Source organism: Corynebacterium sp. 045007 (assembly GCF_040743205.1).
GTDB lineage: Bacteria > Actinomycetota > Actinomycetes > Mycobacteriales > Mycobacteriaceae > Corynebacterium > Corynebacterium jeikeium_D.
Window position 1 is genome coordinate 36,111 of sequence record NZ_JBFLKW010000018.1, and the last position, 26,466, is coordinate 62,576.

Genomic DNA, 26,466 nt, shown 5'->3' on the forward strand with positions numbered 1-26,466 from the left:
CGTGTCTGCCGTTCGCTTTACGACGGTCCCTGCGCCCTAAGCAGCCTTCTCCTCGGCGGCATTCTCCCACGGCTTCGGCAGGTGGCGAGGAACCACCTTGCCGACTGCGTTGCGTGGCAGTTCATCGAGGAACACGGTCTCACGCGGAACGGCGAAGCGGCTGAGGCGCTGCTTGACGTATGTGCGAATCTGCTCATTAGTCAGGGCGCGGCCCTCAGGTGAATCGTCGCGGACAACCCAGGCGACCAGAGCCTGGCCGAAGCGTTCATCCGGAACACCTGCGACTGCGCACTCGCGGATACCCTCGAGCTGGCTGAGTGCATCTTCGGTCTGACGTGGGAAGACGTTCTCGCCACCGGAGACAATCATGTCGTCCTCACGACCGGAGATGTAGAGCAGGCCATTTTCCATGCGACCCAGGTCACCGGTACAGACCATGCCGTCAATGACCTGCTTGTCCGCGCCGGGGCGGGTGTAGCCCTCGTACAACATGTTGTTGCCCACGAAGATTCGACCGGTCTCGCCGTCGGCAACGCGGTTGCCGTCTTCGTCGAGAATCTGGACACGAGTGCCCAGCGGTGCGCGACCTGCCGTGGTCGGGTTTGCCTTGAGCTCATCCGGGGTAGCAATAGTTGCCCAGCTGACCTCGGTGGAGCCGTACTGGTTGTAGAGAACCGGCCCGAAACGCTCGAGGGTCTTAGTGACAATTCCCTCCGGAATGGCCGAGCCACAGGATGCGATGACCTTCAGCGATGTCGCGCCGATGTCGTAGCTCTCCGGGAGAATCTCAATCATGCGCTGCAGCATGGTCGGCACCAGGAAGATGGTGTGCGGAGAGTGCTGCTCGATAATGCGGAGACTGTCGGCCGGATCGAACTTGCGGCGCATGATCATGGTGGAACGCAGTGCGATGCACAGCTGTGCAGTTGCGAATCCCCAGGTGTGGAACAGCGGAGCCGCAAGGTAAGCCGGGCGACGCTGGCGCAGCGGAATGCGGCTCATGATGGACGATGCCGGCATCCAGCTGCGCGGCTCCGGACGCTTGGCACCCTTTGGCGTGCCGGTGGTTCCGGAAGTCAGAATAATAACGCGGCCACGGCGTGGACGGCTTGGCAGCTCGGCGGTTGGCCACTTTGCCGGCGGTGCCGTCTTCAGCATCTCCTGCATGGAGGTCCAGCCCTCGCGAACACAGGAGGTGTCACCGTAGTTTTCGAACCACGACACTGCGACCGGGCACTCATCGAAGTCCTCCGGCAACATGTGAGTGAATTCCTCATCAATGAACAGGAAGTCAATCTTCTGCTCACGAATCACGGCCAGAGTCTGCTCGGCAGAGGCGCCGGTGTTGAGCAGTACCAGGTCGGTGCCGAGGCGACCGTGGGCACACAGCGCCATAATGAAACCGCGGTGGTTGCGAGACAGCACGCCGATGCGGTCGCGCTGCTGAATATCACCGTGGCGGAGTGCTCGAGCCAGGGCAGTGGAGCGCTCGTGCAGTTCTTCGTAGGTCAGCGAGCCGCCGTCATCAATAATCGCGGTGTGGTGCGGGTCGCGGCCGGCTGCAATGCCGAGGAGACCAGCTGGCAGGAAGTCCCAACGGTAGATGGAATTCAATGCCTTTCCAGCAGCGCCAGGTCCCATCGAGCCGAGGACGCCAGCCTGCGTCACCGGTGCGAGTCCGAGAACGAGGTCCGAGGTAGCTCGCGAAGCTTTGCGCACCTTATTGAAAATCGAGGTCTGTGGATTAGATGTCATAGTCACTCATCTTCCGTGGTTCATGTCCTGCGGTCTTCGGAGAGGCCTAATCAGGCGAAACCTCATCGGTAGGACCGCCGATTTAGTTTCTTTTACAGTAAGAATAAGTGTCCTAGGTCACTTTTGTGTAGCTTTTTGCAAAATTTCTTTATCAGAAACGAATTGTTGTGAAGATATGTTGCGTGACTAGGGAATACGTTCAAAGGTGTGGGGCTTTTTTATCTCGAGCGATGTTGTCGCCGCACTTAGAGGCTCCGTTTTGAGGTAATTTCTCTAGAAAAAGTTCTTGAGAGATGTTCCAATTCAACTTCGCCCTCGTCGCCGTAGCGGAGGGTGAAGCCATTCGATATGTCCTAGGGGAACCCATGAAAGTCCACTCTCAAGAGTCAAACTTTCCTACGCATTTCGGCAGCCCGAGTTGCCGTGGTCGGAGCAGCCGCAACCGGTGCGGCTTTCGGTCTTGCAGCATGTGGCGATAGCGATGACGTCGATCCGGCACCTGTCGAGACCACTACGGTGACTTCGACCGAGAGCGTGGACGACAATCGCAATGATCGCGATGACGACGATCATGATGATGACCACGACGATGATGACGACGACCGGGATGACGACGACCAAGATGACGGCCACGACGACCGCGTGAACAACTAGGTGTCCGTTCCAGGATGAAACCGCCGTTGTACCTCTTTTGACCAGTCTGTTCGCTACTGGCGTACGGCTATAGGGATTAATCTGTGTCGCGGCGCGTTTAAGCTAGGTGAAACAACCTTTATTGAATTACGGCAAAAATAGACACTTGAAAGGGCAGTGATGTTCGAGAGGTTTACGGACCGAGCACGTCGCGTTGTCGTCCTGGCACAGGATGAGGCACGCGAGCTCAATCACAATTACATCGGCACGGAGCACATCCTGCTCGGCCTGATTAGTGAAGGCGACGGTGTGGCTGCCAAGGCGCTGGAGTCCATGGGTATTTCCCTGGACGCTGTGCGCTCTGAGGTGGTCGACATTATTGGTCGTGGCTCCCAGCCGCCGAGCGGTCACGTGCCGTTTACCCCGCGTGCAAAGAAGGTGCTGGAGTACTCTCTGCGCGAGGCTTTGCAGCTGGGTCACAAGTACATCGGTACTGAGCACCTGCTGCTCGGCCTGATTCGTGAGGGCGAAGGTGTTGCCGCTCAGGTTCTGGTTAAGCTCGGCGCTGACCTGCCGCGCGTACGTCAGCAGGTTATTCAGCTGCTCAGCGGTTTCCAGGGCGATGAGTCCGATGGTTCTCCGGAGCAACGTCCGGTCGGTGCTACTTCCGGCGCTCGTGTGCAGGAGGGTAACCACCAGTCCGGTTCGCTGGTGCTCGATCAGTTCGGTCGTAACCTGACCGTGGCTGCACGCGAGGGCAAGCTGGATCCGGTTATTGGCCGTGAGAAGGAAATCGAGCGCATTATGCAGGTTCTTTCTCGCCGTACCAAGAACAACCCTGTGCTGATTGGTGAGCCGGGTGTCGGTAAGACCGCCGTTGTGGAGGGGCTTGCTCTGGACATTGTCAACGGCCGCGTGCCGGAGACGCTGAAGGATAAGCAGCTTTACTCCCTCGACCTGGGCTCGTTGGTTGCGGGCTCCCGTTACCGCGGTGACTTCGAGGAGCGTCTGAAGAAGGTGCTCAAGGAGATTAACCAGCGCGGTGACATCATCCTGTTTATTGACGAGATTCACACGCTGGTCGGTGCCGGTGCCGCAGAGGGCGCAATTGACGCGGCCTCGATTCTGAAGCCGAAGCTGGCCCGCGGTGAGCTGCAGACCATCGGTGCTACCACTTTGGATGAGTACCGTAAGCACATCGAGAAGGACGCCGCTCTTGAGCGTCGTTTCCAGCCGGTGAACGTGCCGGAGCCGAGCGTGGATCTCACTATCGATATTCTGCGCGGTGTCCGAGATAAGTACGAGGCTCACCACCGTGTCTCCATCTCGGATAAGGCACTGGTTGCCGCAGCTACCCTCTCGGATCGCTACATCAACGATCGCTTCCTGCCGGACAAGGCCGTTGACCTTATTGACGAGGCCGGTGCTCGTATGCGCATCAAGCGCATGACTGCCCCGGCTGACCTGCAGGAGATTGACTCCAAGATTGCCGATGTGCGTCGCCAGAAGGAAGCCGCCATCGACGAGCAGGACTTCGAGAAGGCAGCTGGTCTGCGCGACAAGGAGCGCAAGCTGGGCGAAGAGCGCCGCGAGCGCGAGAAGAAGTGGCGTGCGGGCGAGTCCGATACCATCGCTGAGATTGGTGAGGAGCAGATTGCGGAGGTCCTGGCTTCGTGGACTGGCATTCCGGTGTTCAAGCTCACCGAGGAAGAGTCCTCACGTCTGCTGCGCATGGAGGATGAGCTGCACAAGCGCATTATCGGTCAGGAAGAGGCCGTCAGTGCTGTCTCCCGCGCTATTCGTCGTACCCGCGCTGGTCTGAAGGACCCGAAGCGTCCGTCCGGTTCGTTTATCTTCGCCGGCCCGTCCGGTGTTGGTAAGACCGAGTTGTCGAAGGCCCTGGCCGAGTTCCTCTTTGGTGAGGAAGACGCACTCATTCAGATTGATATGGGTGAGTTCCACGACCGCTTCACCGCTTCGCGCCTCTTCGGTGCTCCTCCCGGATACGTCGGCTACGAAGAGGGCGGCCAGCTCACCGAGAAGGTGCGCCGCAAGCCGTTCTCCGTCGTGCTTTTCGACGAGATTGAGAAGGCCCACAAGGAGATTTACAACACCTTGCTGCAGGTCCTGGAAGACGGTCGTCTGACTGACTCTCAGGGGCGAGTGGTGGACTTCAAGAACACGGTTCTGATCTTCACCTCGAACCTGGGCACCAGCGACATTTCCAAGGCTGTTGGTATGGGCTTCTCGGGTGTCGGCGAGGCCGATGAAGATGGCAAGTACGAGCGGATGAAGGACAAGGTCCACGACGAGCTGAAGAAGCACTTCCGTCCGGAGTTCCTGAACCGTATCGATGAGATTGTGGTCTTCAAGCAGCTGAGCCAGGCCGAGATTGTTCAGATGGTCGACCTCATGCTGGCCCGCGTCAGCGACCAGCTCGGCGAGAAGCGCATCACCATGGAGATTTCCGACCGCGCCAAGAACCTGCTGGCCAAGCGTGGCTTTGATCCGGTGCTCGGTGCCCGTCCGCTGCGTCGCACCATCCAGCGCGAGATTGAGGATCAGCTCTCCGAGAAGATTCTCTACGGTGAGGTTGGTCTCGGCGAGACCGTCTTCATCGATGTCGAAGGCTGGGATGGCGAGTCCAAGGACGTCGACAAGGCGAAGTTCACCTTCACCAACAAGGGCAAGGCCGGTAACGTTGATGCCGACGGCGGTGCTCTGGGGGAGTCTGAGGAAGACAAGGACATTCTCGGCAGCGCTGGTACCAGCGAGTCCGATATCATCACCCCGGATGTACCGGGTGACGGCGGTTCCACCGCCGCTGGAACCGACCTAGAATCCGGTTCGGACTCCGATGACGACGGCCACAACCCGCCACCGGCTGGTGCGGGTGCTGGCCAGCCGCTCTAAGAGGTTTAGCCGCTAGCAGTACCAACGAACACTGCCGCCCCAGTTCCGACTCCATTATGGGAGGAACTGGGGCGGCAGTGTGTCTATATGCGGTCTTTCCTAAAAGCGCGGAGAGTTGTAGTTCTACTTGGCCACGCCGAGGTCGACCAATGCTTTCTTTGCTACTTCAGGGTCATCATTTTTGATCATGTACTCAACGATTCCCTGGTCCTCTGGGAGGATTTCCGCAACTGTGATGAGGGACTCCACTCGCTGCGCCTTGAATGTGGAACCGCGCGTTGATTCTGCCGGAATCTCAACGGCATCCAAGACGGGCTTGCCGTCACGAACGGCGGCGGTGGCGGCAGGGTCATCGGTGAAGACTACGTAACCAACGTCGGGTGCCTTCGTAGTATCCACGGAACAGTTGGTACCCATTGCCTGTGGGGCAGGGGCGTTATCCGCACCGTAGTAGCTAAACACCACTTCATAGTCTGTGCAGGCCCGCACGAAGTTAGCAATCGGTTCAGGTGCGTGGTCGGCAGGGGTGAGGCCGCTGGTGGTATCCCCACCAGTGGCGCCGGTAGCGCCACCGTTGGAAGCGCCGGGATTGGCAGGTGCTTCAGCGGCGGACTGTGCGGGAGCAGCGGACTCGTCTGACTTGTCACTAAAGAGCGCGTCTTTAGCTGCAACGTAGGCAATCGCTAGCACCACGATGCCCGCTATCACTAAGGGGAGGAGTAATAGCTGCTTCTTTACACTGAGACCTTTCGATGCGCCGCTGGTCTGAGCACCTGTCGTGCCCGCGCTGGAGTTTGACCTGGAGGTAGCAGTCGTATTTGCCGGAGATGCTCCGGTTTCTAGTAATGAGCCATGCTTGATGTAATGGCGATAGCCATTTTCCGCAATAGGCAGGTTTTGCTCGATGTGTGATGTGTCTTCTGCCCCATTAAAGCGGTCGGGCGAACCCGGGTATGCAAGTCGAATCATTATTCAGTCCACCACCGTGAATCAATGTCGGAATACAGGGAGCGCATCGACTCTGCAAGCTCTTCTAAACTATTGCGATTGAGACGGTGCTTGTTTTCTTTCCATCGCTCAAAAAGCTCCGTCGACGACACTGCACGCGAGGCCTCCGTTCGTGCCTCTCGGCCTGCGGTCAGGGCCCACTGGGCAGCAAATTGCACACGTTTCGCAGCTTTTTCTGTGAAACCGCTCCACACTTTATATGTGTTGTAGAGCTGGGCCACGACGGCCCAGCCGCCCTTGTAAGGCAGAACGATTACATTGGCGAGGTTGTCGAGTTCAAGGAACTCGAATTGAGACGGATCTTTCTTGTTGGCGGTCACGAGAATTCTTCGGTTGGTGACGAACGCTGCGCCATCGACTCCACTGGTTTTTGTAGCGGCGGCCTCGAGCACAATCTCGTCGACACCAAGACCTTCTACAACAGCGACGGCGGCAGTGCGCACAATCCCGGAATTACCGGCACGTTCAAGTGCGGCACCGAGATCTGGCCGGTCGGTCAATGCAATCTGGGATCCTGTCATGCACACGAGACTAGCAACACAATTAAAACCGCGCCTGAGGTTCGGCGCTATGACATAACTCACCCCAGGTGTGGGGTGGTGTGTGAAGTTACACTGACTCAACCCCGAAACCTCGGTACTTTGTGAGGATATGAGCCTTACATTCACCCCAGCAAAGTTTGATGACTCTTCGCTCTACAGGTTTGCCAAGTTCCCGTGGCCGGAACCGGCGCCGAGCAAAGATGAAGTGCGCCGCCACTCGTGGGGAATGACGTACAAGAGCAATAAGGCGTTTGCGACCCCGCTAGGGGTTGAGAACATCAACGCAAGGGCGGCCAAGTACTACAAAACATCTCTCGAGCAAAACTGGGGGGTCACTGGTGCACAGGAAGCGCACCAGGCTATTGACGTCTTGCTCGAAGGCAGTCAGCACGTGGAAAATGACTTTATTTTACCGCTCGCATACGCCATGAAAGACGTCCCCGAGCGCGAGCTAGATGCGGAAGTGGAGGAAAAGGTCGAGTTCCTCAAAGACTTCTTTGTTGTCCAAGGTGCGGATCCGCGTCGTGGGGAACATAAGTTCCGCTACCTCGTACGGATGCTGCGCTCCGAAAACTTTGCCAAAGCAGCAGCCCCGGCATTGCCCGCCACTACTCGCGCATGGGACATAATCCGAATTCACAGCGTTGGTGGTCCGGCAACGGAGCTGGGATGGATCTCTCCAGAAGAGTTCCTTCAGATTTCCGATAAGGCCGTGGCGGCGTTGCAGCGCTACTTCGTGTCGTGGGCTGACGTAGCCGCAAGCTTCTGGTGGGGTCGAATGATCTGGGCAAGTGACGGTGAGCCCGACGTCGCCGCTGCGATGAAGGATCAATCGCAACGGCTCACCGAGTTGCTCGCACACAGTGATTCGCCTTGGGTACGCGTGCCCCTGCATGACATCGAGGTGGAGGAGCCCTTTTCATCCTTGGGCGGTCTGCACTAACTAGCTGTCGTCATTGTTCGGGATGCCGTGGCAGCGGCCGGTTTCATGAGCTCATTAGAATCGGTCACAAATAACGGATTGAGGAATCTATGGCGCAGGAACGGCGAGTTCAAGGGCATCTGCAAGGCGAAGTTACCTTCACCAATATGGGGCAAGGTCGGTAACGTTGATGCCGATGGGCGGTGCCTTGGCCGATTCTGAGGAAGATGACGGGCGTTCTCGGCAGTGCTGACGGTATCCTGAGCGTTTGTATCTGGCGACATCAAAGCTACTGTCGATCAGGCCACTGCCGAGGCAGAGTCCGAATCTGATAACTCCGAGGGAGAGAACTAAATGGGGATCCAATTTCGCAAGAAGCAGAACCTGGACAAGGACACGTGGCTGAACTACTCGGGTTCGGGAGTCTCTGGTTCTAAGCGTATCGGTCCGGTGACCTTTAACAGCCGTGGCGGTTACACCGTCCGACTGGGCAAGGGCTTGACCTTCCGTGGTCGCTGGAAGAAAAAGTAGCTGTACTTGCTAGATGGAGGAAAGCGGCGGTTGTCGCCGCTAGTACCCCATTTTCTGATTCACCCACGCAAGCATCTCTTCGTGGGTGAGCACGTAGGCAAGGCCGTGCGTCCCATCACCGAGGTCAGTATCGACCTCCACGTAGGTGATGTCGGCGCCGGCCTTTTGCCATTTCTGCACAAGTTCGCGTGCCGACGTCACGGGTAGCACATCATCCAATGCGTTATGGGTAACGAATACGGGCATACTGGGCGTCTTTGTCCCCAGAGCTTGTTCTTCCACGTGGCGCCGAACGACGGGGGAGAGCTCCGGCGAGCGCAGATTTTCCGCTATTCCCAAGTCGTTGGCCGTGAATGCCTTGGTGTCATTGCGAGGCCAACGTTCGACAGTGGCGCCAATGCATTCATCGGCCGTGAGCTTCAGGAAGTCCTGCCCCAGAGGGCTCAGCATGCGCTCGATTGGTTCTTTGGTCTCTGGGTACTCAGCAATTAATCCGTTCATAAAGTAGCCGACGAGCCCCGCCAGCGCCGAGCCGCGAATATGCAGTGCAGTGTCGGTGAGATCGGCCGGAATAGCCCCGGCGTAAACAGCGCGGATGTTCAGCTCCGAGGCGTACGCATCGGCGAGCTCGGCCGCTGCAGCGGTGGCGCCTCCGCCCTGTGAGTAGCCGAACAGCGCAATGGGAGTATCTGCAGGTAGTTGTAAAGTTTCAATAGCCGCTCGTGCCATATCGAGCGTGTTATTCCCGGCAATCTCACGGTTGAGATACGGATGTACCCCAGGCGTGCCGAGCCCCTGGTAATCCACAATGGCAACATTCCATCCCTGTGCCAGCAGCTGAGGTGCCGGAGGCATCGGAGGCGCTTCGTAGCGCAGGGCAACCGAACTGGCACAGTTATCAGCCATGCCGAGAGTTCCAGGTGCAATTACTGCCAGTGGGCGCGGGGATTTCTCTGACCATCGGGCGTAGGGCTGCAAAATTGTGCCGGACACGGCTGTCTGGCGGTGGTCGCGTGCACCTGTGGAGGAAAACACGACCCGCTGTGCACGTGCGGGCGCATTGACCGGAAATGGCGTCTTCGTAATTACCTGCCCCGGAGGTAATCGCTTCATCGTAGAAGAGTCAGAATCCGAGGAACCGAAGCCAGTCGCTCCTAGACCATCCACCGCCGAGCAACCACCGAGCGTTCCCACGCTAGAGCTCAGAAGAGCAACTCCAAGCACCGCGCTCAGTGGAATTGCACGCCTACGAATTCCGTGGCTACCGGTTCGGCGCTTACTAGCCCCAAAGAGACAGCGCTGGCGCTGAGGTCGATGGGGCGTGGCATTCATGTGTCTAATTCTAGGCAACGCACTTGGTCGAATCTGGTCTTTACCGGAGCATTGCCTCGGCTTTAACGGGGCAACTGGAAGCGGCCATCGGGAGTTTGCTCCGCAAGTCCGTCGTCAAGCAGGGAAAACAGTGCGCGGGAACGCTGATGTGCATCATCCCAGACCGCATCGAGAGCGGCCTGTTCGACGGGGGAGTCGGCGGCGCGGAGCACGTCGAGAAGCAAGCCCCGGACTTGGCGGTCGGTGCCTTCGAACTTCTGCACGCGTCGTTTAGCAGCGGCGATCTCATGGTCTTCGGGTTCGGGGCGACCGGCGGCAATCCAGACGCAACTGGTGGCGATGGGGCAGGCCTCGCACTCGGGTGTCGTTCGGCAGACGGTAGCGCCGAGTTCCATGAGCGCGACGGAAGTCTCGGCCGCAGTCGTGGGGTCGAGTGGTAGTAGCTCTTCGACGAGCGCCATGTCCGCGCGTTTGGCGATGCCGGGAAGGTACGTGCCCTGGCGGTGTCGCCGGAGTACGCGGCGCACGTTGATGTCCACCACCGGCGTGCGCGCGCCAAAAGCAAACGCCGCTACCGCCCGAGCGGTGTAGTCTCCTACCCCCGGAAGGGCTAACAGCGTGTCCACGTCACTCGGCACTTCGCCGTCGTGCTTCTCGACGATTCTTTCTGCGCATTCACGCAGCCGGAGTGCACGTCGGGGATAGCCGAGTTTTCCCCACATACGCAGGACTTCATCTTTGGGGGCGACTGCCAGATCGGCTGGGGTGGGCCATTTTTCCAGCCAGGCGCGCCACGAGGGGATTACCCGGGCGACGGGAGTCTGTTGACTCATCACTTCGCTGACGAGCACAGCCCATGGTGAAGTGCCTTCTTCACGCCAGGGAAGTGGCCGCATATTGGCGCGATACCAATCACGTAAGGCGGCATCGACGTGTTCGTCGAAGCCGTCGGATTGGTTAATTGCAGAGGTCAATCTACATTCTAGCTTTCCCATAAACAGCGGAGTCGTTGCACAATATAGCTATGAGCAATTCTGAGAGGACTCCTGAGAGTGTATGGCAATCGATGGTGCGCGGAAACCTCCGCTTCTGTGAGAGCAAGACTGCGCATCCCCGTCAGGACTTGGTTCGTCGTAAGCAGCTGACGCAGGGGCAGAAGCCGAAGGCCGTTGTGCTGGCTTGCTCGGATTCCCGTGCTCCGGTGGAGATTATCTTCGATCAGGGTCTGGGCGATGTATTTGTGATTCGTACTGCCGGTGAGATTACCGACCTGTCGGTGCTGGCTTCGCTGGAATTCGCAGTTGATGGTCTGGGAGTTCCGCTGGTGATTGTTCTCGGCCACGAGTCCTGCGGCGCTGTGGCTGCGGCGAAGAATGCACTGGACGGTGGCGAACTGCCGGGTGGTTTCCAGCGTGTGCTGATTGAGAAAGTCACCCCGTCGCTGTTGGCGGCTCGCAAAGATGGCGAGACGGAAATCGACGAATTTGAGCGGCGCCACGTGCGCGAGATTGTTAATCACATTATTGATCGCTCGCCAGAGATTTCATCGCGCTTGGTGACCGGCGAGGTGGGCGTTGTCGGTATGCGGTACCGCTTGGAGGACGGACGCGCTGAGACCGTCGTTACCCATGGAGTCAGCGAGAACCCGCTAACCTAAATGTGTGACCAATAAGCTGCCTCCAGAAATCTACCGGCGTCGGCGTATCGCCGCGGCGGTGTTGCTCGTTATCATCCTCGTTCTCCTGGGCTGGGGTATTTCCGCACTGGTAAACCGGGACAGCGAGGATTCTGAACCGGTGAATGTCACCAGGGATGACGGGAAAGAGGTGACCCCTCCGGAACAGCCCAAGGAACCTTACGCGCCTAAGTCTGACAAGGACTCGACGAAGGACAAGTCTGACAAGGATGCCAAGACGGACGCTAAGGAAGGCGAAGATTCCGCGAAGGATGACGCTCAAGCGGCGCTTGCGAACAAAAAGGACTGTAGCCTTGCAGACCTGCAGGTGACAGCCACCTCGGATCAGCCGAACTACGGCGATGAGCAGCCGACTCTGGCAATTACCGTCCACAATCCCACCGGCGGTGAATGCCGCGTGAACCTCGATGAGCAGCAGTTGCGCTTCGAGGTATACGACCTGGCAACGTACGAGCGCGTCTGGTCGGATGTGGACTGCAATGACTCCGAAGGCCACGGTGAACTGGTATTGGCACCGGGCGAGGAAGTCAACTATGCCGCCACCTGGTCGCGTCTGACCTCGGCACCGAACAAGTGCTCCGAAGAAGACCGCGTCCCAGCGCCCTCCGGGTCGTACATCTTCTACGGCGTGATTGGTGACAACAACTCTGACGCCTACACGTTCAACATGCGCTAGCGCTTAGTTCCCAACCCAAGCTCAATGGCCTCGGCAACGGTGCCTGCTTCCAGCAGCCGCATCCCCGCCGGGCCTTTTGCGCCTCTAGGCACAATTGCCGTGTCGAAGCCCATTCGATGAGCTTCCTTAAGCCGCCACTCCAAATCGGTCACTCGGCGCACTTCGCCGGCCAACCCCAGTTCGCCGAGTGCAATGGTTTTATCCTGGAAGGTCCGCTTAGTCATGGATGAGGCCAGCGCCAGCGCGATTGCCAGGTCCGCGGCAGGCTCCGACAGCGTCATACCGCCGACGGTGGACACGTACATCTCCATGCGAGCCAACTGCTTGAAGTTCCCGTGTTCAGTCAGCACGGCCGCGACCATCGGCACGCGCCGGGGGTCCAGACCAGAGACATTGCGTCGGGGATTATGGGCCTCGGTGTTGATTACCAGCCCCTGCACCTCCGCCAGCAGCGGTCTGCGGCCATCCATGGCCACGGTAATTGCAGTTCCCGAGGTCGGCGTTCGGTGATGCAAAAACAGCCCCGAGGGATCCTCAACTTCCGCAATACCGCCCGCGGTCTGCTCGAAGCAGCCCACCTCATCGGTGCTGCCGAAACGGTTTTTCAGGCCGCGCAAGAAGCGTAGCCCCGAATGCCTATCACCCTCGAAGTTGAGCACCACATCAACCAGGTGCTCCATTGTGCGCGGGCCGGCCACATTGCCGTCCTTGGTCACGTGTCCTACCAGGAAAATCGCAGTTCCGGTCTCCTTTGCCAGCGCCGCCAGAGCAGAGGTTACGGCGCGAGCCTGGGCAACGCCACCGCGAGCACCTTCGACGTCGGCACGCATCGTCTGCACGGAGTCCACAATGAGCAGACCGGGGGAGAGCTCCAGCGTCAGGTCGATGACGTCCTCGATATTCGACACCGCCGACAGGTACAGAGAGTCCGACAGTGCGCCAGTGCGCTCGGCACGCAGCCGCACCTGGCCGACCGATTCCTCACCGGTGACGTAAAGCGTCGGCCCCAAATCGCCGTCCGCGCAGCGGTAGGCCACTTCAAGTAGCAGTGTCGACTTACCAACCCCCGGTTCGCCTGCCAAGAGCACCAACGAACCCGGCACAATACCGGAACCGAGCACTCGATCCAGTTCACCGATGCCCGTGCGCACCGCGTGCGCAGCCTTGGCGGAAATCCCCGTAATCGCGGTCAACTCGGAGGATGAGGTGGGGATTCGATCTGTTGCGGAGGTCTCGGCGAGGAAACGGTCCTCCGCCTCGTCGTCAAGCGCGCGCTGTGCTAGACGCTGGCTTTCAGCCGCGACGGAAGTGGAAGATGCTTTACGACGACCGCCCCGCGCGCCGGGCTCCGTTGCGGCAGCGCTACGGCGACGTTGCTTGGCTGCCCGCGCGGCAATTTTGTCCTCCAGCGTGGAGGCGGACTTCCCACCGCTGGAGCGGATAGTGACCTTCTCTAGCGTGCCCCACTCTTTGCAGTTGGGACATTGGCCGACCCATTTCGACACCTGCCAGCCGCATGCTGAGCATTCGTAGGCTTCGTCTTTGGTCTTGGCCACGGTGCAACCACCTTTGCTTCAAGAGAGGGGACACGACAGACTCCACAACGTGTGTTGTGCGGTATGCGGTGAATGTCGCGAGAAAATTTACCCCAGATACGCGAGAGCGGGCCAGGGCAGTGTCAATGACTTGTGTCAAGGATGACTGTACTGCCGTGACCCGTATCAAGCGACCAATCGCCCATGCCCGCTCGATGAAGCGCCTCGCGTTATTTGCGGGACAGGACTGCGCTGTACCAGCGCCTAAAAGTGCGCTGCGCGCGAACAGCGCAGGAACACCACTGTGCTGCGATTACTTGGATTCAATCATGCCGTCAGCACCGCGGTTCGGTGCGCCAGCTTCCAGAATGTCAGCAGAGATGGTGATGTCCAGGTCGTAGGTGTTGGTCTGGCCCTGCGGGTCAGTGAACTCGAAGGTGGCCTCGCGGTTCTGGCCAGCAGCGCTGCTCTTGTCGCCAACCAGGGTGCTCGGGTCCAGCTCATTGGTGTAGTACGCGATGCAGCCGGTGTTGTCCTTGGCGGTCTTAGCCAGCGGATCGATGACGGACTTCGGGCCGGCAACAATCTGGCACTCACGCGGCAGGGAGTCCTCGCCCTTTGCAGCCTTAGCGAAGGAAGGTGTCTCAGCGACCTTCTTCAGCTCAACCTCGCCGATACCTTCAACGGTGACGGACTTCAGCTTGTAGACCGACTCGGTAGCGCGCTGCTGGTTGCTGGCGGAGAACTTCAGACCAGCGGTACCAGCCTCCGGGTCAACCAGGATATGAGCGTCGCGGATGTTGACGAAGCCAAGAGCCGAGTTGGTGTTCTCAGCACCCTTGCCGGCAGCATCTTCGCCGCCGTTCATCGCACCGTCTACAGCCGGGTGCTGATTTGCGGTCTGCGAAATCTGACCGGCGCCACAAGCAGCAAGTGCAACTGCGGATGCTGCGGAGACGGTGATGAGGGCGCTGCGGCGAAGTACGGACTTGAAGGCCATGACTAGATTTCCTCCAGTAGCTTGAGGATGGGCGATAGGATTTTCAGTATTTAAAGAACACCTTAGTGTCTTCCTAAGATGTTCTCATACTACCCGTAAAATCATGGGGGGACATGATAGGGTGGAAGGCCGTTGGAAAGGGCGTGTGCATTACATGGAATTCAGCATTGGGGATACCGTAGTTTATCCGCACCACGGAGCTGCGAAAATCGAAAACATCATTGAACGAGAGCTTAACGGTGAGACCGTTCAGTACCTCGTACTGCAGATTCTGCAGAGTGATCTGAATATCCAGGTGCCCGCCAAGAATGCCGAGCTGGTCGGTGTCCGCGATGTTGTCGGTGAAGAGGGGCTGCTGAAGGTCTTCTCCGTTCTGCGTGAGACCGACGTAGAAGAGGCCGGCAACTGGTCCCGTCGCTACAAGGCCAACCAGGAGCGCCTGGGTTCGGGCGACATTAACAAGGTCGCTGAGGTAGTTCGTGACCTGTGGCGCCGCGATCAGGATCGCGGTCTGTCCGCCGGCGAAAAGCGTATGTTGAGCAAGGCTCGCCAGGTTCTCGTCGGTGAGCTCGCGCTTGCCGACGGCGTTGATGAGGCCAAGGTCGAGGAAGTTTTTGCCCGCGTCGATGCCACTATCGAGCGTCACCGCGCGCTGGCACAGGAAGGTACCGCCGGTGAGAAGAAGGACGAGGCCGACGATAAGCCGGTGGACCTGGACGCAGACGCATAAGTCGTTTCCCTTCCTCGGTTCCTTCCAGTAGGGATTTTCTGCACTTTTCCGGTTAACGGCTAGCGCACATACATTGCCCGTGTGCGCTAGCCGTTTTCTCTTTTTCACCCGTATCTATTTCCCCGCTATGCTCGGGGCTGTGACTTTTCAAATCTTCGATACCGCAACCCGCCAACTGAAGGATTTTGAGCCTCTCCGCGAGGGGCATGCCTCCATTTACCTGTGCGGTGCGACCCCGCAGGCTCAGCCGCACATTGGCCATGTTCGCTCCGGCGTGGCCTTTGATATCTTGCGCCGTTGGCTGATCGCCAAGGGGTATGACGTCGCCTTTGTGCGCAACGTCACCGATATCGATGACAAGATTTTGAACAAGGCCGCCGAGCACGGCCGTCCTTGGTGGGAGTGGGTCTCTCGCTTTGAGCGCGAATTTACCTGGGCTTACAACCAGCTCGGTGTTCTCCCGCCGAGCGTTGAGCCGCGCGCTACCGGGCATGTCACTCAGATGGTGGAGTATATGCAGCGTCTGATGGATAACGGCTTCGCCTACGCTGTCGATGGCAGCGTCTATTTCGACGTGGATGCCTGGTCCAAGGCTGAAGGCAGCGACTACGGCAGCCTGTCCGGCAACCGCGTCGACGAGATGGAGCAGGGCGAGACCAATACTCCGGGCAAGCGCGGTGCGCACGATTTCGCACTGTGGAAGGCTGCCAAGCCGGGCGAGCCCTCGTGGCCGACGCCGTGGGGCAATGGCCGGCCGGGCTGGCACCTGGAGTGCTCCGCCATGGCCACCTACTACTTGGGCTCGGAGTTCGACATCCACTGTGGCGGCCTCGACCTGCAGTTCCCGCATCATGAAAACGAGATTGCGCAGTCGCACGCAGCCGGCGACGGCTTTGCTCGCTACTGGATGCACAATCACTGGGTCACAATGGCCGGCGAAAAGATGTCGAAGTCGCTCGGCAACGTGTTGTCCGTGCCGCATATCCTGACCATGGTTCGTCCGGTTGAGCTGCGTTACTACCTCGGTAGTGCGCACTACCGCTCCGTGCTGGAGTACTCCGAGGAGGCTCTGCAGGAAGCGGCAGCGGGCTACCGTCGTATCGAGGCGTTTATGCACCGTGCCGTCGATAAGCTCGGCGATATCGAAATCGGTGAGTGGACGCCGGCGTTCGAAGCAGCGCTCGACGACGACCTCGCCGTCCCACGCGCGCTCGCGGAAATCCACAACGCTGTTCGTGGAGGCAATCAGGCGCTTGCCGACGGCGACGAGACCAAGGCTAAGGAGATTGCCGGTGCTGTCCGCGCTATGGCCGCAGTCCTTGGGTTCGATCCGCTGAATGAGCAGTGGGCAACCTCCGATTCCGGTTCCGATGCGGCAATGCATGCGCTCGGTGTGCTGGTTGAGCACCAGTTGGAGGAGCGCACCCGGGCTCGTGCAGAGAAGGACTGGGCTACGGCTGATGCTGTGCGCGACCGTCTGAAGGAAGCGGGTATCGAGGTAACTGATACCGCTGATGGTCCGGCATGGTCTGTCGCTGACTAAAGCTGAAAAGCTGGCTTTAGGCTAAAGAAAACTATTAACTACAGAAAGCAGGTAGCTATGGCAGGCAACGGTCGTCGTGGCGCAGTGCGCAAGGCAAGCAAGAAGAACGTCGGCGGCTCCGGCGGCCAGAAGCGGGGCCTGCGTGGCAAGGGGCCGACCCCGAAGGCAGAGGACCGCGTTTATCACGCAGCTCATAAGCGGGCGAATGAGAAGCGACGCCGTGACTCTGGGCGTCATGAGCGCAAGGGAGATGGCTCCGAGCTGGTAGTTGGCCGTAACCCGGTCGTGGAGTGCCTGCATGCGAAGGTGCCAGCGGCAGCGCTGATTGTGGCGTTGGGCACCGACAATGACGAGCGCCTGCAGGAGTCAGTGCGTATTGCTAACTCCCGTGGTATCCCGATTCGCGAGGTGCCCCGCCACGAGCTGGACACCATGACCGGCAACACCATGCACCAGGGCATCGGTCTGCAAATTCCGCCATACAAGTACTCGTCTGTCGAAGATCTGATTGATTCGGTGGCCAAGACCGGGGAGCCGGGTCTTATCGTCTGCCTGGATAACATCACCGACCCTCGTAACCTGGGTGCGGTCATTCGCTCGGTGGCGGCCTTTGGCGGCCACGGTGTGGTGATTCCGGAGCGTCGCTCGGCCGCCATTACGGGCGTGGCCTGGCGTACTTCGGCTGGTACTGCTGCGCGTCTGCCAGTTGCGCGGGCGACCAATATGGTGCGTTCGCTCAAGCAGTTCCAGAAGGCTGGCTACCAGGTTGTTGGGCTGGATGCTGGTGGCGACCACACTCTGGATACTTACGACGGCACCACACCGGTGGTTGTGGTCGTCGGCTCCGAGGGTAAGGGGCTTTCGCGCCTGGTGCGCGATACCTGTGACACCATCATGTCCATTCCGATGACCGGCTGGGTGGAGTCTCTCAACGCTTCCGTTGCTGCAGGTGTAACTCTGAGTGAGTTTGCCCGCCAGCGCCGGGCAAAGAGTAGCCAGTAGCGCATTTGATACCCCCGTAGGCGCCATTATCAATTCGTTATAGTAATAGCGTTTACGTGGGGTATTTTGGGTTCTAAATTGCGGCCGGTACTTATGGCTACCCCCAGTAGTTCAGCGCTTTAAAGATAATTCTATTTCCGGCGTGCGCTGCAGAAATAACAACGTTATTATCACTTCCAACAGAAAATTATCCGTAGTTTCCCGAAGGGGAGGGCGGGCAAATCATGCTCCTAGAAATAGGGGCGTAATTGGCCGTAGTTTAGGGAAGCGCACGGACCTAGCGGTGGCTTGTACAGCTAGCTTTGGGTCACTGAGATGTCAGACCACGACATCCTCAGCGTTAGTTTTTCTGTCTGCCGGGGCAACCCATTTCGGCAGTCTCGCAGTCTTAAAAAGAGCTGGGGGTATTGGAGTCTGCTTTTAGAGAATCCAGCAAAAATACGGGCAGCCCCTCGGTGGCGAGAGGGAAGGTGCGCACCTTCTCCGCAATCGTCACTCGAGGGGCTGCCCGATGTTTTTGTTGTTTTAAAAGCCACTCCGAAAAGCGTATGTGTCTATTTGCTCCACTTGGCAGCCTGGACGTCGTCACGCGTTGCCTTGCGCGATTGCACCGTTCCGATGGCGTAGCAGATCAGGTAGATGACAAATGCGATTGTCGTCACTAGAACGCTGACCGGGATGCCCGGTGCGAGTGAGAGAACAATGCCGCCGACGGCCGCGACCTCGGCGAAGATGGTCGACAGGATGATGGCCTTTACAGGAGAGGCGGTGACGAATGCGGCCGCAGCACCAGGGGTGATGATGAGGGCGATGACGAGCAGAGAGCCGACAATCTGTACGCCCTGGGCGGCGACGAGACCGGTGAGAATCGCGAAGTAAATCGATAGCGCCTTCACGTTGACACCACAGGCGGCGGCCATGATGGGGTCGGCGGAGGCGAATAGAAGCGGCCGCCATTTCCAGGCAACGCCGCCGACGACGATGACCGCGACGATGGCCATCGTCCATAGAGAAGTGTCAGTCAGACCAATGATTTGGCCGGTGAGAAGTGAAAACGCGGTACTTGTCCGGCCGGGGTAGAGGTGGATAAACAGCACCGATAAGCCCATGCCGAAGCTCAAGACCACGCCCACGACCGCATCTTGGCGCCCTCGAAGCGACAGTGCCGCCAGGACTATTGCGATGAGCACCGAACCGATAATGGCACCGCTGCTGACACTGACACCAAGTAGTAGGGCCGCGGATGCACCCATAAGTGCCAGCTCGCTGGTGCCGTGGACCGTGAAACTCATCTGTCGCATGACAATCAGTGGCGAAATGATGCCGGAGATTAGCCCGAGTAGAGCTGCCGCGATGAGAGCATTGTGGACGAACCCGACTTGGAGCAGAGCAGCGGTGTCGGAGAAATACTGAGTCAGTAGGGTCATTAGACGATAACCAGCTTTCCCTCGACACGGGCAACCGCAATGTTGGTTTGGTAGAGCTCCGAGAGCGTCTCTGAAGTGATAATTTCCTCGACCGATCCGACCGCATGTCCATGCGGCGTCAGGTAGAGCACCCGGTCACAGAGGTCCAGGATGGGGTTGATGTCGTGGGTGACGAAGACGACTGCCGTGTCGTTTTCCCTGCGATGCCGGTCCAGGCGCTCGACCGTGGTCCGTTGCGCCGCAGGGTCGAGGGAGAGCAGAGGCTCGTCGCAAAGCAAAAAATCCGGCGCCGAAACGAGCGCCTGCGCCTGACGGACAAGCTGTTGCTGACCGCCAGAGAGCGTGCCGACGCGACGGTCCGCAATACCGCCCGCGCCGACAAAGTCCAGCATTTCGTCGGTGGCGGAGCGGTTCTTGCCGGCTGCCAGCTCGACGAGGTCGCGAACCCGAATGGGCAGTGAGGGCTCGAACATCCGCTGCTGCGGAATGTAGCCGAGGTTCCCGTCGACTTTTACTGAACCGTGAGTCAGCCGGCGCATGCCAAGGGCAGTGGTCAGCAGCGTGGATTTGCCGACGCCGTTGGGGCCCAGGATGGCCAAGAACTCGCCAGGTTCGATATTCAAATTGAGACCGGACCACAGCGGCTCGACGGCTGCGTCAGTAAAAGTCAGTGAGGGCAAAGCTATGCGGACTCCATATCGGAAAGGGTTTGCTTGTAGAGGTCAAAGAACGACTGGTCAGCGCTCGGCGACTCAAAAACATCGACGATTTTAACGCCCTTTGCCTTGGCTGCCTCGACGAGTCGCTGCGAGACCTGGTCGTGGGTCTGCGGTGCGTCGATGAGATAGTCCAGCTCGCCGGACTCAATCAGCTTCAGCATTTCATTGACATCGCTTGCCGACGGCTCGGACTCATTCAGCGTGGACTGACGGTAGCCCTTCGGGGTGATGTCCTCGACCTTCGTGTCCTTCAGGATGTCATCGGCCAGCGGGTGAACCTGAGCAACCTTAGCGGCCTTGAGCTTGCTCTTGGCCTCTTCGATGTCCTTGATTTCCTTATCGACGGCCTTGGTGTCGGCCTTGGCGCCCAGCTTGGTCAGAGCTTCGGCGAGCTGCTCTGCAGTTTCTTCAACCGCATCGGTGTCGTACCAGACGTGTTCGTTGGCTTCGCCGTCATGGTGGTGATGCTCGTGGCCTTCGTGGTCGTCGTGACCTTCGCCATCATGCTCGTGGCCTTCATGGTCGTGCTCGTGGCCCCCGTGATCATGGTCGTGACCCTCATGGTCGTGGTCGTGACCTTCGTGATCATGGTCATGATCGTGGTCGTGGCCTTCTTCCTGCGGCAGCGCAGAGATGATGACCTTGTCCTTTGCGTCACGCAGAGAGGAGGTCAGCCATGCGTCGTAATGCCCGCCACCTGCGACGAGAATATCGGCGTCCTCTACCTTTGCCATGTCGGCTGCGGCCGGTTCGTAGGAGTGAGGGTCGATGTCGTTGGACGCGATAATCGGGTCGATGGAGACCTTCTCGTCGTCGGTGACTGCGTCGGCGACGTCTGCCCAGACCTTGGTGGAGGTGACCACCTTAATGGTGTCTTCGGACTTGCCCGCGGACGTAGCGCTGTCATCATTGCTGGAGCATGCGCCGAGACCTGCGACGAGGCCGGCGCTGGCGACTAGCGCCGCGATGCGCGTGGAAAAGCGTGCCTTCATGTATGTATCCAATCCTGTTGCGGGCTGAATTATTCCTTTTATTCAGCTCCTGAGCATTAACCGCTATTGAAAACAGTTGTCTTTTAGTTCAAAGAACATAGTAGGGGCTGCGGAGACCCAGTCACAAGGCGGGCCTCTGCCGGAGTGGCCGAAATGACAGTCGCGCACATTCGTTGGGTAAAGTTGTCCGCGATTAGATGCGTGTGATGCTCGTTGTAGTTCTTTTCCATAAAATCGAGGTTTTCTACCTGAGGTAGCTGGACGAAGATATCTGAGCGGGCAGTCGCTGTTGGTTTTTCAAGAAGGGTCGGTATTCCGTGCAAAGTCGGCGTCGTCGTGGCACCTTGGCTTCCATCGCTGCAGAACTTGGGGTCTCGCGCACGACTGTGTCTAACGCTTACAACCGTCCTGACCAGCTCTCGGAGAAGTTGCGAGAGCACATCTTGGAAACTGCGGAGCGGCTTGGCTATCCCGGGCCGGACCCAATGGCTCGCGGTCTGCGCATGCGCCGGGTTGGCGCCATCGGCGTGCTGTTCACCGAGCACCTCCCGTTCGCTTTTGAAGACCCTGCGTCGGTGGATTTTCTCGCCGGCCTCGCAGAGGAGCTCGGCGAAATGGGCGACTCCATGTTGGTCATTCCAGCTTCCTCCGAGGAGGGCGGGGACGTAGATCTCAATCTGATTCGGCAAGCGGTAGTCGACGGTTTCGTGGTCTACTCCGTCGCGGACAACGACCCGTTCCTCGCTGCCGTGCGCGCTCGCGGCTTGCCGACGGTCGTGTGTGACCAGCCTGCAGATGCGGCGGCTCTACCGTTTGTGGGCATCGACGACCGTGAGGCCATCAAGCCCGCGGTGCGGCACCTGACTGAACTGGGACATCGCAAGGTGGGAATCCTTTCGGTGCGCTTGTCGCGTACCCCGAACTCGGGATATGTCACGGAGAAGCGGCTGGCAGAAGCTCATCACCAGGTGCAGAAGAACCGCGTCGAAGGTGCGCTGGAAGCGCTTGCCGAGGCCGGTATTCAGCAGGCAGATGTGCCTATCATCGAGCGTCACCTCAATGACCGCGAGAATAACCGCGATGCGGCTCGCCAGCTGCTGACCGACAACCCGGATCTCACGGCGGTGGTCTGTACCACGGATACTCAGGCAATTGCGGTCTTGGAATATGCCAAGGAGAACGGAATTCGTGTTCCGGAGGACCTGTCCATCACAGGCTTTGACGGAATCGAGCGCGCCCTCTTCCACAAGCTGACCACTGTAATTCAGCCGAATAGGCAGAAGGGCATTGCCGTCGGCCGCGCGCTGGCCGAGGAGCTTGAGGCCGCACGCGAGGACAGCGGTCGCGCTCCTCGCGTCTTGTTGGAGACTGAGTTTGTCGTTGGAGCGACAACTGCAGCGCCGTCGGCACCGTCAGCCGGGTAGCGGACCGACGAGGGTAACAACATCGTAGCGCTATCGGGGGCTCTTGGGGTGGTGAACCCCACCTCGTCTTTACTGTGTTCGGATTCAGATTAAGGTCTATTACATGACAGATTCAACAAATTCGAGCACCGACCAATCAGCTGCGGCTCTCAATAGTCCGGAAGCTACCCGCGACGACCATGTCGAACTTGGTGGTCCCGTCGAATTGGATGAAATGTCTATCCGTGGCGCGATGAGTGAGTTCACCACTGGCGTGACCATTATCGCCACCGAGGATGAAGGCGAAGCGTACGGTTTCGCCTGCCAGTCTTTTTCCTCGCTGAGTCTCACTCCACCGATGGTTCTGTTTACTGTCATGAAGACCTCGCGGTCCTGGCCGCATATACGGAACGCTGGACGCTTCTCCGTCAATGTGTTGGCCGAGGATCAGGAGGATATCTCGGCAGCCTTCGGCCGCAGTAATGGCGAAAAGTTCAAGACGGGGAAGTGGACCCGTTCTGAGCTGGGCAATCCACTACTGCACGGCTGCTCCGTGTGGATTGATTGCACCGTCGTTGATGTTTACGAAGGCGGCGATCACTGGATTGTGACGGCGGATATCGTGGCTATCGGCAAGCGTGAAGAAATCAATCCGCTCATTTACCACCGCGGTTCTTACGCACGGGTTTCTCACCCCGGCACCGATGCGCCTGTTGATCAGAAGTGGCGTCAGCGCCCCTCGGTGTAACCCGAGGTTGTCGCAGTCCAGCCACGGCGATCCTCGCCTGGCTTGGTGTCTTTCATCTCTCGCATGCGCAGACCATTGTTGTCCTGCGTGTAGACGAATTCGCCCGCAACAATCTTGTGGAAACGCTCCGAATAGGTCTGCGCCTGGTCTGAGCAGTCCAAACTGCGAGTCTGCTCCGGGGCGCCGAATTCGACCGCCTCGCCCTTCCACTGCAGCGAACCAGAGCCGTTGCCACAGGAATCAGCGAAGGCATATGTTGTCTGTCCCAGCGTAATAGTCGGCGCCTGAGTTCCGTCCGGCACACCGTGGGGCAGGTTTGGGTCATCAAAAATTGCGGTTATCTGCCATTGCTTGCCGACGATCTCCGCTGCCGGCTTTGCCTGGCATGCGGTAGCCGTCATGGACACTGCCGCAACGACAGCTACTGCGGCAACCGCCTTTTTCCCGCTAAGACCCATGCTGCGTGACCCCGTTAGTTAGCTGCATTCTTGGTTGTTTTCTTGGCAGTCTTCTTCGTCGTCTTCTTAGCGGCCTTCTTGGCAGCCTTCTTCGTCGTCTTACGAGTGGTCTTCTTTGCAGCCTTCTTGGTCGACTTCTTCGCAGTCTTCTTAGTGGACTTGCGTGTGCGCTTTGCGGTCTTCGGAGCGTTTTCCTTCTCGTACTCCTCGTGAACCTTCTTGAAGCTCAGGCCTTCCTTCTCCACTCCGAGCATGCACATCAGAGTGACGGCATCGTAGAAGTCCTCGGCGAAGGTAGCAACAATTCGCCGTGCGCCAGCAGCGGTCTTTTCTTCGACCTTGTGAAGAGCCTCGTTCTGAGCAGTGCGAGTGTCTGTGACCTTCGGTGGCACGAATCCTCCTGGCAAGCATGGCCTTAATTGCGCCCGATACACCTACTTCTGCCAGCCATCTCGCCACATGCTCCCGGCACTGAGCTCAACCGAGTTCAGTGAAGAAGGAATGGGATTGTGATGACGCAGTTTCAGCTTTAAGCGCTACTTACAATTCAAAAACCTTATTCTACCACGTTGTTGATAGGTCGCGCGGTGTGGATAACCTGGTTCCGGAAGCGACCAGTTCACGCAGTGACTAGTCCACGCGCGGGTTCATACCGCCCTTGAAGCGGTAGTTGCGTGGACGGCGAGGCTTGTTCCGCGGATTCACAGGACGGATGCGACGCATACCAGCCCGGATTGGGCGGGTCAGGCCACTGTCTTCGCGCAGTGCGCGAGGGCGACGGAGTCTGCGCGCCATCCATTCACCGAGGACAATACCCGCAGCTAGTGCCGTCGCAATGCCTAGCGCTGAGGCCAGCGCCGTAAACCCCTTGGTCGGGTGGTCGTGCAGCAGTGCGTGCATACCGCGGTAGATCGTCATACCCGGAAGCAGCGGGGTTACGCCTGCCACTGCCGTAATCAGCGGCGGGATGGACCAACGTCGTGCCAGCAGGCCACCGATGAGACCAATCAGCGTTGCTGCCGCGCCTGCGCTGGTCACCGGATGAACTCCCAGCGGAGTCAACACGTAGTAGTAGGTCATCGATCCCAGCAGGGCGACTGTTCCGGACACCGACAGCGCGGTGAACCCAGCATTCGAGGCCAACGCAAATGCGATTGAGGCGGTAGTTCCCGCTATCACCCTCACTGTCGCCTGTGCCAGGTTGAGGTCAGAACCCGCGATGACGTCGGGAAGCGGAATGCCCAGCATTCCGGAAAACTCGATGCCCATTGCGATGCCAGCGACGATTCCGCCGGTCAACAACATGGTGTCGAAGAAGCGCGCGGAGCCAGTCACAGGTGCGCCGGTGATGCCGTCTTGCAGTGCTTGCACGAGGGTTAGGCCGGCGAGCATCACGATAATTCCCGAGGCGATCAGCCTGGATGGCTGCATCTCAAAGGGGAGATACGCCTGCGCCGCATTGAGCACAGCAGCGGAGAGCGTGGCAATGAGACCGCCGACTGCATTCTGAAAGAATGTGGGCAACTCGCGGGCAGCGAGTTCACCAATCACGATGACGATGGCCAGTGTGACTGCAGCCGCGATAAGGGCGACCTCGAAACTCGAGCCGAGCAGCACTGTCACAGATGAAGCCAGCAATGCCCAGCCAGTGTAGATGACGCGGAGGCGGTATTTTGCGGGCTCACGCTCGACCTTGTCGATAGCCTCAATAGCCTCCTCCAAGCTCAGGTGGCCCGCGCGAATTCGGCGGATGACACGGTCGGTGTGACGCAAGCGCTCGAAGTCGGGCACTGGTGCGGTGACAACGCGCATCGCGGTAATAGGGGTACGGCGCGCGCCGATGAGGTGGTAGACCGTCACGGAGGTCAACGTGATATCGACTTGGATTTGGGTGAGGCCATAGGCTGAGGTCACGGCCTTAATTTGCAGCTCGGTATCGCGGTTGCCCGAGCCACATGCCAGCAATAGCCCGCCGATGCGAGCAGCGAGATCGAGTACGGCCGTGACCTGACTCGGGTCGGAATAATCGATCGGTGCCAGCGGCAGCGGGGTAGTAGTCGAGTGCACTAGGTCGACAGTTGCCGTTGGGCCGGAAACGAAATCAATCACGCGCTGCTTGAAGGTGGACTGACCTTCGATTGCAGGAAACTGGGTCTGCGGAGTGTCGTCGTAAGAGACAGTGGCTTCAGCGTCGTAGAGATCATTCTTCGCAGCGGAGTTTTCTTCGGCGTTGGATTTGTTGCCACCATCGAATGGCATGTCGGCACTTCCTTTCCCCGATACTGCCTGGGGTGCATTGCAGTGATGCTGCAAAGACGCGATGTGGAGACGTTGCAGAAACATAGCCCCAGTGATTTAGCGATAGTCACACTACCCCGTCAGCGACCGAGAATCTCAATTCGTTTTTGAGGCGGCGAATTTACTTATCTGAGCGGGGCTTTTAGTGTGCAGAAAAGTGTTCAGGAAGTGCGGTTGCAGTATTCCTGTGGTGTCGTTTTTAACTTCTGCTTGCCAACCTGTACAATCGCCTGTCAGCGGCACAGCTGAGTTCGATTCTCAGGTTGACTCTGATTCTTTCGAGCCAGCGAAGGCTAACGCCAAAAGGGTCGCTTTAAAGTTGCCGGGATGGCGCAATTGGTAGCGCAACTGATTTGTAATCAGTAGGTTACGGGTTCGAGTCCCGTTTCCGGCTCCAAAACCCCAGGTCAGGAAGTTTTCCGGCCTGGGGTTCTTTGGTTTAAAGGGTGCTCGCGTCCTTTTTGGGTCCTTTTTCGTCGCTCCAATGCAAAAACCCCCGCGCCAAGTGGGGTTAAGTAAAGAAAAGTGTGTCTTTTCCGGGCGTGTTGCGGTTATTTGATCCAGCCTTTTTGGATGCCGAGGTTGTGTTGGTAGCTGGTGTCG

General features: G+C 58.7%; 24 protein-coding genes and 1 tRNA gene. 12 read left to right on the forward strand and 13 right to left on the reverse strand.

The window, feature by feature from the left end:
- Positions 1 to 36: 36 nt before the first annotated feature.
- Positions 37 to 1,755, reverse strand: coding sequence for an AMP-binding protein (locus AB1Z34_RS09245; RefSeq protein ID WP_367158245.1), 1,719 nt, complete (start codon positions 1,753 to 1,755; stop codon positions 37 to 39).
- Positions 1,756 to 2,178: 423 nt separating this feature from the next.
- On the opposite strand from AB1Z34_RS09245, the gene AB1Z34_RS09250 reads away from it, so the two are divergent.
- Positions 2,179 to 2,409: a hypothetical protein gene (locus AB1Z34_RS09250; RefSeq protein ID WP_210384766.1), complete on the forward strand. Its 231-nt coding sequence runs from the start codon at positions 2,179 to 2,181 to the stop codon at positions 2,407 to 2,409.
- Positions 2,410 to 2,568: 159 nt separating this feature from the next.
- On the forward strand, positions 2,569 to 5,301 hold the full coding sequence (locus AB1Z34_RS09255) for an ATP-dependent Clp protease ATP-binding subunit (protein WP_070856086.1): 2,733 nt from the start codon (positions 2,569 to 2,571) through the stop codon (positions 5,299 to 5,301).
- 123 nt (positions 5,302 to 5,424) lie between these two features.
- Here the strand turns inward: AB1Z34_RS09255 and AB1Z34_RS09260 are convergent, their stop codons facing one another.
- Together AB1Z34_RS09260 and AB1Z34_RS09265 are read right to left on the reverse strand one after the other, a co-directional pair.
- The gene (locus AB1Z34_RS09260) at positions 5,425 to 6,270 is read right to left on the reverse strand and encodes a hypothetical protein (RefSeq protein WP_367158246.1); all 846 of its coding nucleotides are present in this window, start codon (positions 6,268 to 6,270) and stop codon (positions 5,425 to 5,427) included.
- Positions 6,270 to 6,830, reverse strand: coding sequence for a hypothetical protein (locus AB1Z34_RS09265; protein ID WP_070833320.1), 561 nt, complete (start codon positions 6,828 to 6,830; stop codon positions 6,270 to 6,272). The genes AB1Z34_RS09260 and AB1Z34_RS09265 overlap by 1 nt, the downstream gene beginning before the upstream one ends.
- Before the next feature lie 130 nt (positions 6,831 to 6,960).
- On the opposite strand from AB1Z34_RS09265, the gene AB1Z34_RS09270 reads away from it, so the two are divergent.
- Entirely contained in the window at positions 6,961 to 7,794 is an 834-nt protein-coding gene (locus AB1Z34_RS09270) for a DUF1266 domain-containing protein (protein WP_070856084.1), read from the forward strand.
- Positions 7,795 to 8,127: 333 nt separating this feature from the next.
- Positions 8,128 to 8,304, forward strand: coding sequence for a hypothetical protein (locus AB1Z34_RS09275; protein ID WP_168168123.1), 177 nt, complete (start codon positions 8,128 to 8,130; stop codon positions 8,302 to 8,304).
- A gap of 39 nt (positions 8,305 to 8,343) precedes the next feature.
- Here the strand turns inward: AB1Z34_RS09275 and AB1Z34_RS09280 are convergent, their stop codons facing one another.
- Positions 8,344 to 9,636: a lipase family protein gene (locus AB1Z34_RS09280; protein ID WP_367158247.1), complete on the reverse strand. Its 1,293-nt coding sequence runs from the start codon at positions 9,634 to 9,636 to the stop codon at positions 8,344 to 8,346.
- Between the two features lie 62 nt (positions 9,637 to 9,698).
- Complete coding sequence (locus AB1Z34_RS09285) at positions 9,699 to 10,631, reverse strand: A/G-specific adenine glycosylase (RefSeq protein ID WP_367158248.1); 933 nt, start codon at positions 10,629 to 10,631, stop codon at positions 9,699 to 9,701.
- A gap of 29 nt (positions 10,632 to 10,660) precedes the next feature.
- Between AB1Z34_RS09285 and AB1Z34_RS09290 the strand changes: the two genes are divergently transcribed.
- Together AB1Z34_RS09290 and AB1Z34_RS09295 are read left to right on the forward strand one after the other, a co-directional pair.
- Positions 10,661 to 11,293 carry a carbonic anhydrase gene (locus AB1Z34_RS09290; RefSeq protein ID WP_042388218.1) on the forward strand — a complete coding sequence of 211 codons (633 nt, stop codon included), beginning with the start codon at positions 10,661 to 10,663 and terminating at the stop codon, positions 11,291 to 11,293.
- A gap of 4 nt (positions 11,294 to 11,297) precedes the next feature.
- Positions 11,298 to 12,008: a hypothetical protein gene (locus AB1Z34_RS09295; protein WP_016421452.1), complete on the forward strand. Its 711-nt coding sequence runs from the start codon at positions 11,298 to 11,300 to the stop codon at positions 12,006 to 12,008.
- Here the strand turns inward: AB1Z34_RS09295 and radA are convergent.
- Together radA and AB1Z34_RS09305 are read right to left on the reverse strand one after the other, a co-directional pair.
- Positions 12,005 to 13,564 carry a DNA repair protein RadA gene (gene radA, locus AB1Z34_RS09300; RefSeq protein ID WP_342685100.1) on the reverse strand — a complete coding sequence of 520 codons (1,560 nt, stop codon included), beginning with the start codon at positions 13,562 to 13,564 and terminating at the stop codon, positions 12,005 to 12,007. The two genes, AB1Z34_RS09295 and radA, sit on opposite strands and share 4 nt — an antisense overlap.
- A gap of 292 nt (positions 13,565 to 13,856) precedes the next feature.
- A complete protein-coding gene (locus AB1Z34_RS09305) occupies positions 13,857 to 14,543 on the reverse strand; it encodes a hypothetical protein (RefSeq protein ID WP_016421450.1) in 687 nt (228 codons plus the stop codon).
- 154 nt (positions 14,544 to 14,697) lie between these two features.
- Between AB1Z34_RS09305 and AB1Z34_RS09310 the strand changes: the two genes are divergently transcribed.
- The 3 genes from AB1Z34_RS09310 to rlmB all read left to right on the forward strand — a co-directional run bounded on the left by AB1Z34_RS09310 (position 14,698) and on the right by rlmB (position 17,818).
- Positions 14,698 to 15,273, forward strand: a complete 576-nt coding sequence (locus AB1Z34_RS09310) for a CarD family transcriptional regulator (RefSeq protein WP_016421449.1) — start codon at positions 14,698 to 14,700, stop codon at positions 15,271 to 15,273.
- A gap of 139 nt (positions 15,274 to 15,412) precedes the next feature.
- The gene (gene cysS, locus AB1Z34_RS09315) at positions 15,413 to 16,816 is read left to right on the forward strand and encodes a cysteine--tRNA ligase (RefSeq protein ID WP_042388940.1); all 1,404 of its coding nucleotides are present in this window, start codon (positions 15,413 to 15,415) and stop codon (positions 16,814 to 16,816) included.
- A 57-nt stretch (positions 16,817 to 16,873) separates the two neighbouring features.
- On the forward strand, positions 16,874 to 17,818 hold the full coding sequence (gene rlmB / locus AB1Z34_RS09320) for a 23S rRNA (guanosine(2251)-2'-O)-methyltransferase RlmB (RefSeq protein WP_069358976.1): 945 nt from the start codon (positions 16,874 to 16,876) through the stop codon (positions 17,816 to 17,818).
- Between the two features lie 554 nt (positions 17,819 to 18,372).
- On the opposite strand, the gene AB1Z34_RS09325 is transcribed toward rlmB, so the two are convergent.
- Genes AB1Z34_RS09325 through AB1Z34_RS09335 form a run of 3 tightly spaced genes read right to left on the reverse strand, consistent with a single transcriptional unit; the run spans position 18,373 to position 20,956 of the window.
- Entirely contained in the window at positions 18,373 to 19,245 is an 873-nt protein-coding gene (locus AB1Z34_RS09325) for a metal ABC transporter permease (RefSeq protein ID WP_069358975.1), read from the reverse strand.
- Entirely contained in the window at positions 19,245 to 19,925 is a 681-nt protein-coding gene (locus tag AB1Z34_RS09330; RefSeq protein WP_069358974.1) for a metal ABC transporter ATP-binding protein, read from the reverse strand. The genes AB1Z34_RS09325 and AB1Z34_RS09330 overlap by 1 nt, the downstream gene beginning before the upstream one ends.
- Before the next feature lie 2 nt (positions 19,926 to 19,927).
- Positions 19,928 to 20,956 (reverse strand): zinc ABC transporter substrate-binding protein, encoded by a 1,029-nt coding sequence (locus AB1Z34_RS09335; RefSeq protein WP_187404856.1) that lies wholly within the window; start codon positions 20,954 to 20,956, stop codon positions 19,928 to 19,930.
- A gap of 317 nt (positions 20,957 to 21,273) precedes the next feature.
- On the opposite strand from AB1Z34_RS09335, the gene AB1Z34_RS09340 reads away from it, so the two are divergent.
- Together AB1Z34_RS09340 and AB1Z34_RS09345 are read left to right on the forward strand one after the other, a co-directional pair.
- Positions 21,274 to 22,380, forward strand: coding sequence for a LacI family DNA-binding transcriptional regulator (locus AB1Z34_RS09340; RefSeq protein WP_367158250.1), 1,107 nt, complete (start codon positions 21,274 to 21,276; stop codon positions 22,378 to 22,380).
- A 103-nt stretch (positions 22,381 to 22,483) separates the two neighbouring features.
- Complete coding sequence (locus tag AB1Z34_RS09345) at positions 22,484 to 23,107, forward strand: flavin reductase family protein (protein ID WP_049189568.1); 624 nt, start codon at positions 22,484 to 22,486, stop codon at positions 23,105 to 23,107.
- Here the strand turns inward: AB1Z34_RS09345 and AB1Z34_RS09350 are convergent.
- The 3 genes from AB1Z34_RS09350 to AB1Z34_RS09360 form a co-directional block, all read right to left on the reverse strand.
- Positions 23,089 to 23,565, reverse strand: coding sequence for an META domain-containing protein (locus AB1Z34_RS09350; RefSeq protein WP_069358971.1), 477 nt, complete (start codon positions 23,563 to 23,565; stop codon positions 23,089 to 23,091). The genes AB1Z34_RS09345 and AB1Z34_RS09350 overlap by 19 nt on opposite strands.
- Before the next feature lie 14 nt (positions 23,566 to 23,579).
- Positions 23,580 to 23,957 carry a hypothetical protein gene (locus AB1Z34_RS09355; RefSeq protein ID WP_367158251.1) on the reverse strand — a complete coding sequence of 126 codons (378 nt, stop codon included), beginning with the start codon at positions 23,955 to 23,957 and terminating at the stop codon, positions 23,580 to 23,582.
- A 238-nt stretch (positions 23,958 to 24,195) separates the two neighbouring features.
- On the reverse strand, positions 24,196 to 25,824 hold the full coding sequence (locus AB1Z34_RS09360) for a threonine/serine exporter ThrE family protein (RefSeq protein ID WP_367158252.1): 1,629 nt from the start codon (positions 25,822 to 25,824) through the stop codon (positions 24,196 to 24,198).
- A gap of 360 nt (positions 25,825 to 26,184) precedes the next feature.
- Here AB1Z34_RS09360 and AB1Z34_RS09365 point away from each other — a divergent pair.
- Positions 26,185 to 26,260 (forward strand) — tRNA-Thr (locus tag AB1Z34_RS09365).
- Positions 26,261 to 26,466: the final 206 nt, after the last annotated feature.

Bases quoted from the DNA above. Each gene is read 5' to 3' on its own strand.
- AB1Z34_RS09245 (WP_367158245.1), bottom strand. From the start codon at position 1,755: ATGACATCTAATCCACAGACCTCGATTTTCAATAAGGTGCGCAAAGCT.
- AB1Z34_RS09255 (WP_070856086.1), top strand. From the start codon at position 2,569: ATGTTCGAGAGGTTTACGGACCGAGCACGTCGCGTTGTCGTCCTGGCA.
- AB1Z34_RS09260 (WP_367158246.1), bottom strand. From the start codon at position 6,270: ATGATTCGACTTGCATACCCGGGTTCGCCCGACCGCTTTAATGGGGCA.
- AB1Z34_RS09265 (WP_070833320.1), bottom strand. From the start codon at position 6,830: ATGACAGGATCCCAGATTGCATTGACCGACCGGCCAGATCTCGGTGCC.
- AB1Z34_RS09270 (WP_070856084.1), top strand. From the start codon at position 6,961: ATGAGCCTTACATTCACCCCAGCAAAGTTTGATGACTCTTCGCTCTAC.
- AB1Z34_RS09275 (WP_168168123.1), top strand. From the start codon at position 8,128: ATGGGGATCCAATTTCGCAAGAAGCAGAACCTGGACAAGGACACGTGG.
- AB1Z34_RS09280 (WP_367158247.1), bottom strand. From the start codon at position 9,636: ATGAATGCCACGCCCCATCGACCTCAGCGCCAGCGCTGTCTCTTTGGG.
- AB1Z34_RS09285 (WP_367158248.1), bottom strand. From the start codon at position 10,631: ATGGGAAAGCTAGAATGTAGATTGACCTCTGCAATTAACCAATCCGAC.
- AB1Z34_RS09290 (WP_042388218.1), top strand. From the start codon at position 10,661: ATGAGCAATTCTGAGAGGACTCCTGAGAGTGTATGGCAATCGATGGTG.
- AB1Z34_RS09305 (WP_016421450.1), bottom strand. From the start codon at position 14,543: ATGGCCTTCAAGTCCGTACTTCGCCGCAGCGCCCTCATCACCGTCTCC.
- AB1Z34_RS09310 (WP_016421449.1), top strand. From the start codon at position 14,698: ATGGAATTCAGCATTGGGGATACCGTAGTTTATCCGCACCACGGAGCT.
- rlmB (WP_069358976.1), top strand. From the start codon at position 16,874: ATGGCAGGCAACGGTCGTCGTGGCGCAGTGCGCAAGGCAAGCAAGAAG.
- AB1Z34_RS09325 (WP_069358975.1), bottom strand. From the start codon at position 19,245: ATGACCCTACTGACTCAGTATTTCTCCGACACCGCTGCTCTGCTCCAA.
- AB1Z34_RS09335 (WP_187404856.1), bottom strand. From the start codon at position 20,956: ATGAAGGCACGCTTTTCCACGCGCATCGCGGCGCTAGTCGCCAGCGCC.
- AB1Z34_RS09345 (WP_049189568.1), top strand. From the start codon at position 22,484: ATGACAGATTCAACAAATTCGAGCACCGACCAATCAGCTGCGGCTCTC.
- AB1Z34_RS09350 (WP_069358971.1), bottom strand. From the start codon at position 23,565: ATGGGTCTTAGCGGGAAAAAGGCGGTTGCCGCAGTAGCTGTCGTTGCG.
- AB1Z34_RS09360 (WP_367158252.1), bottom strand. From the start codon at position 25,824: ATGCCATTCGATGGTGGCAACAAATCCAACGCCGAAGAAAACTCCGCT.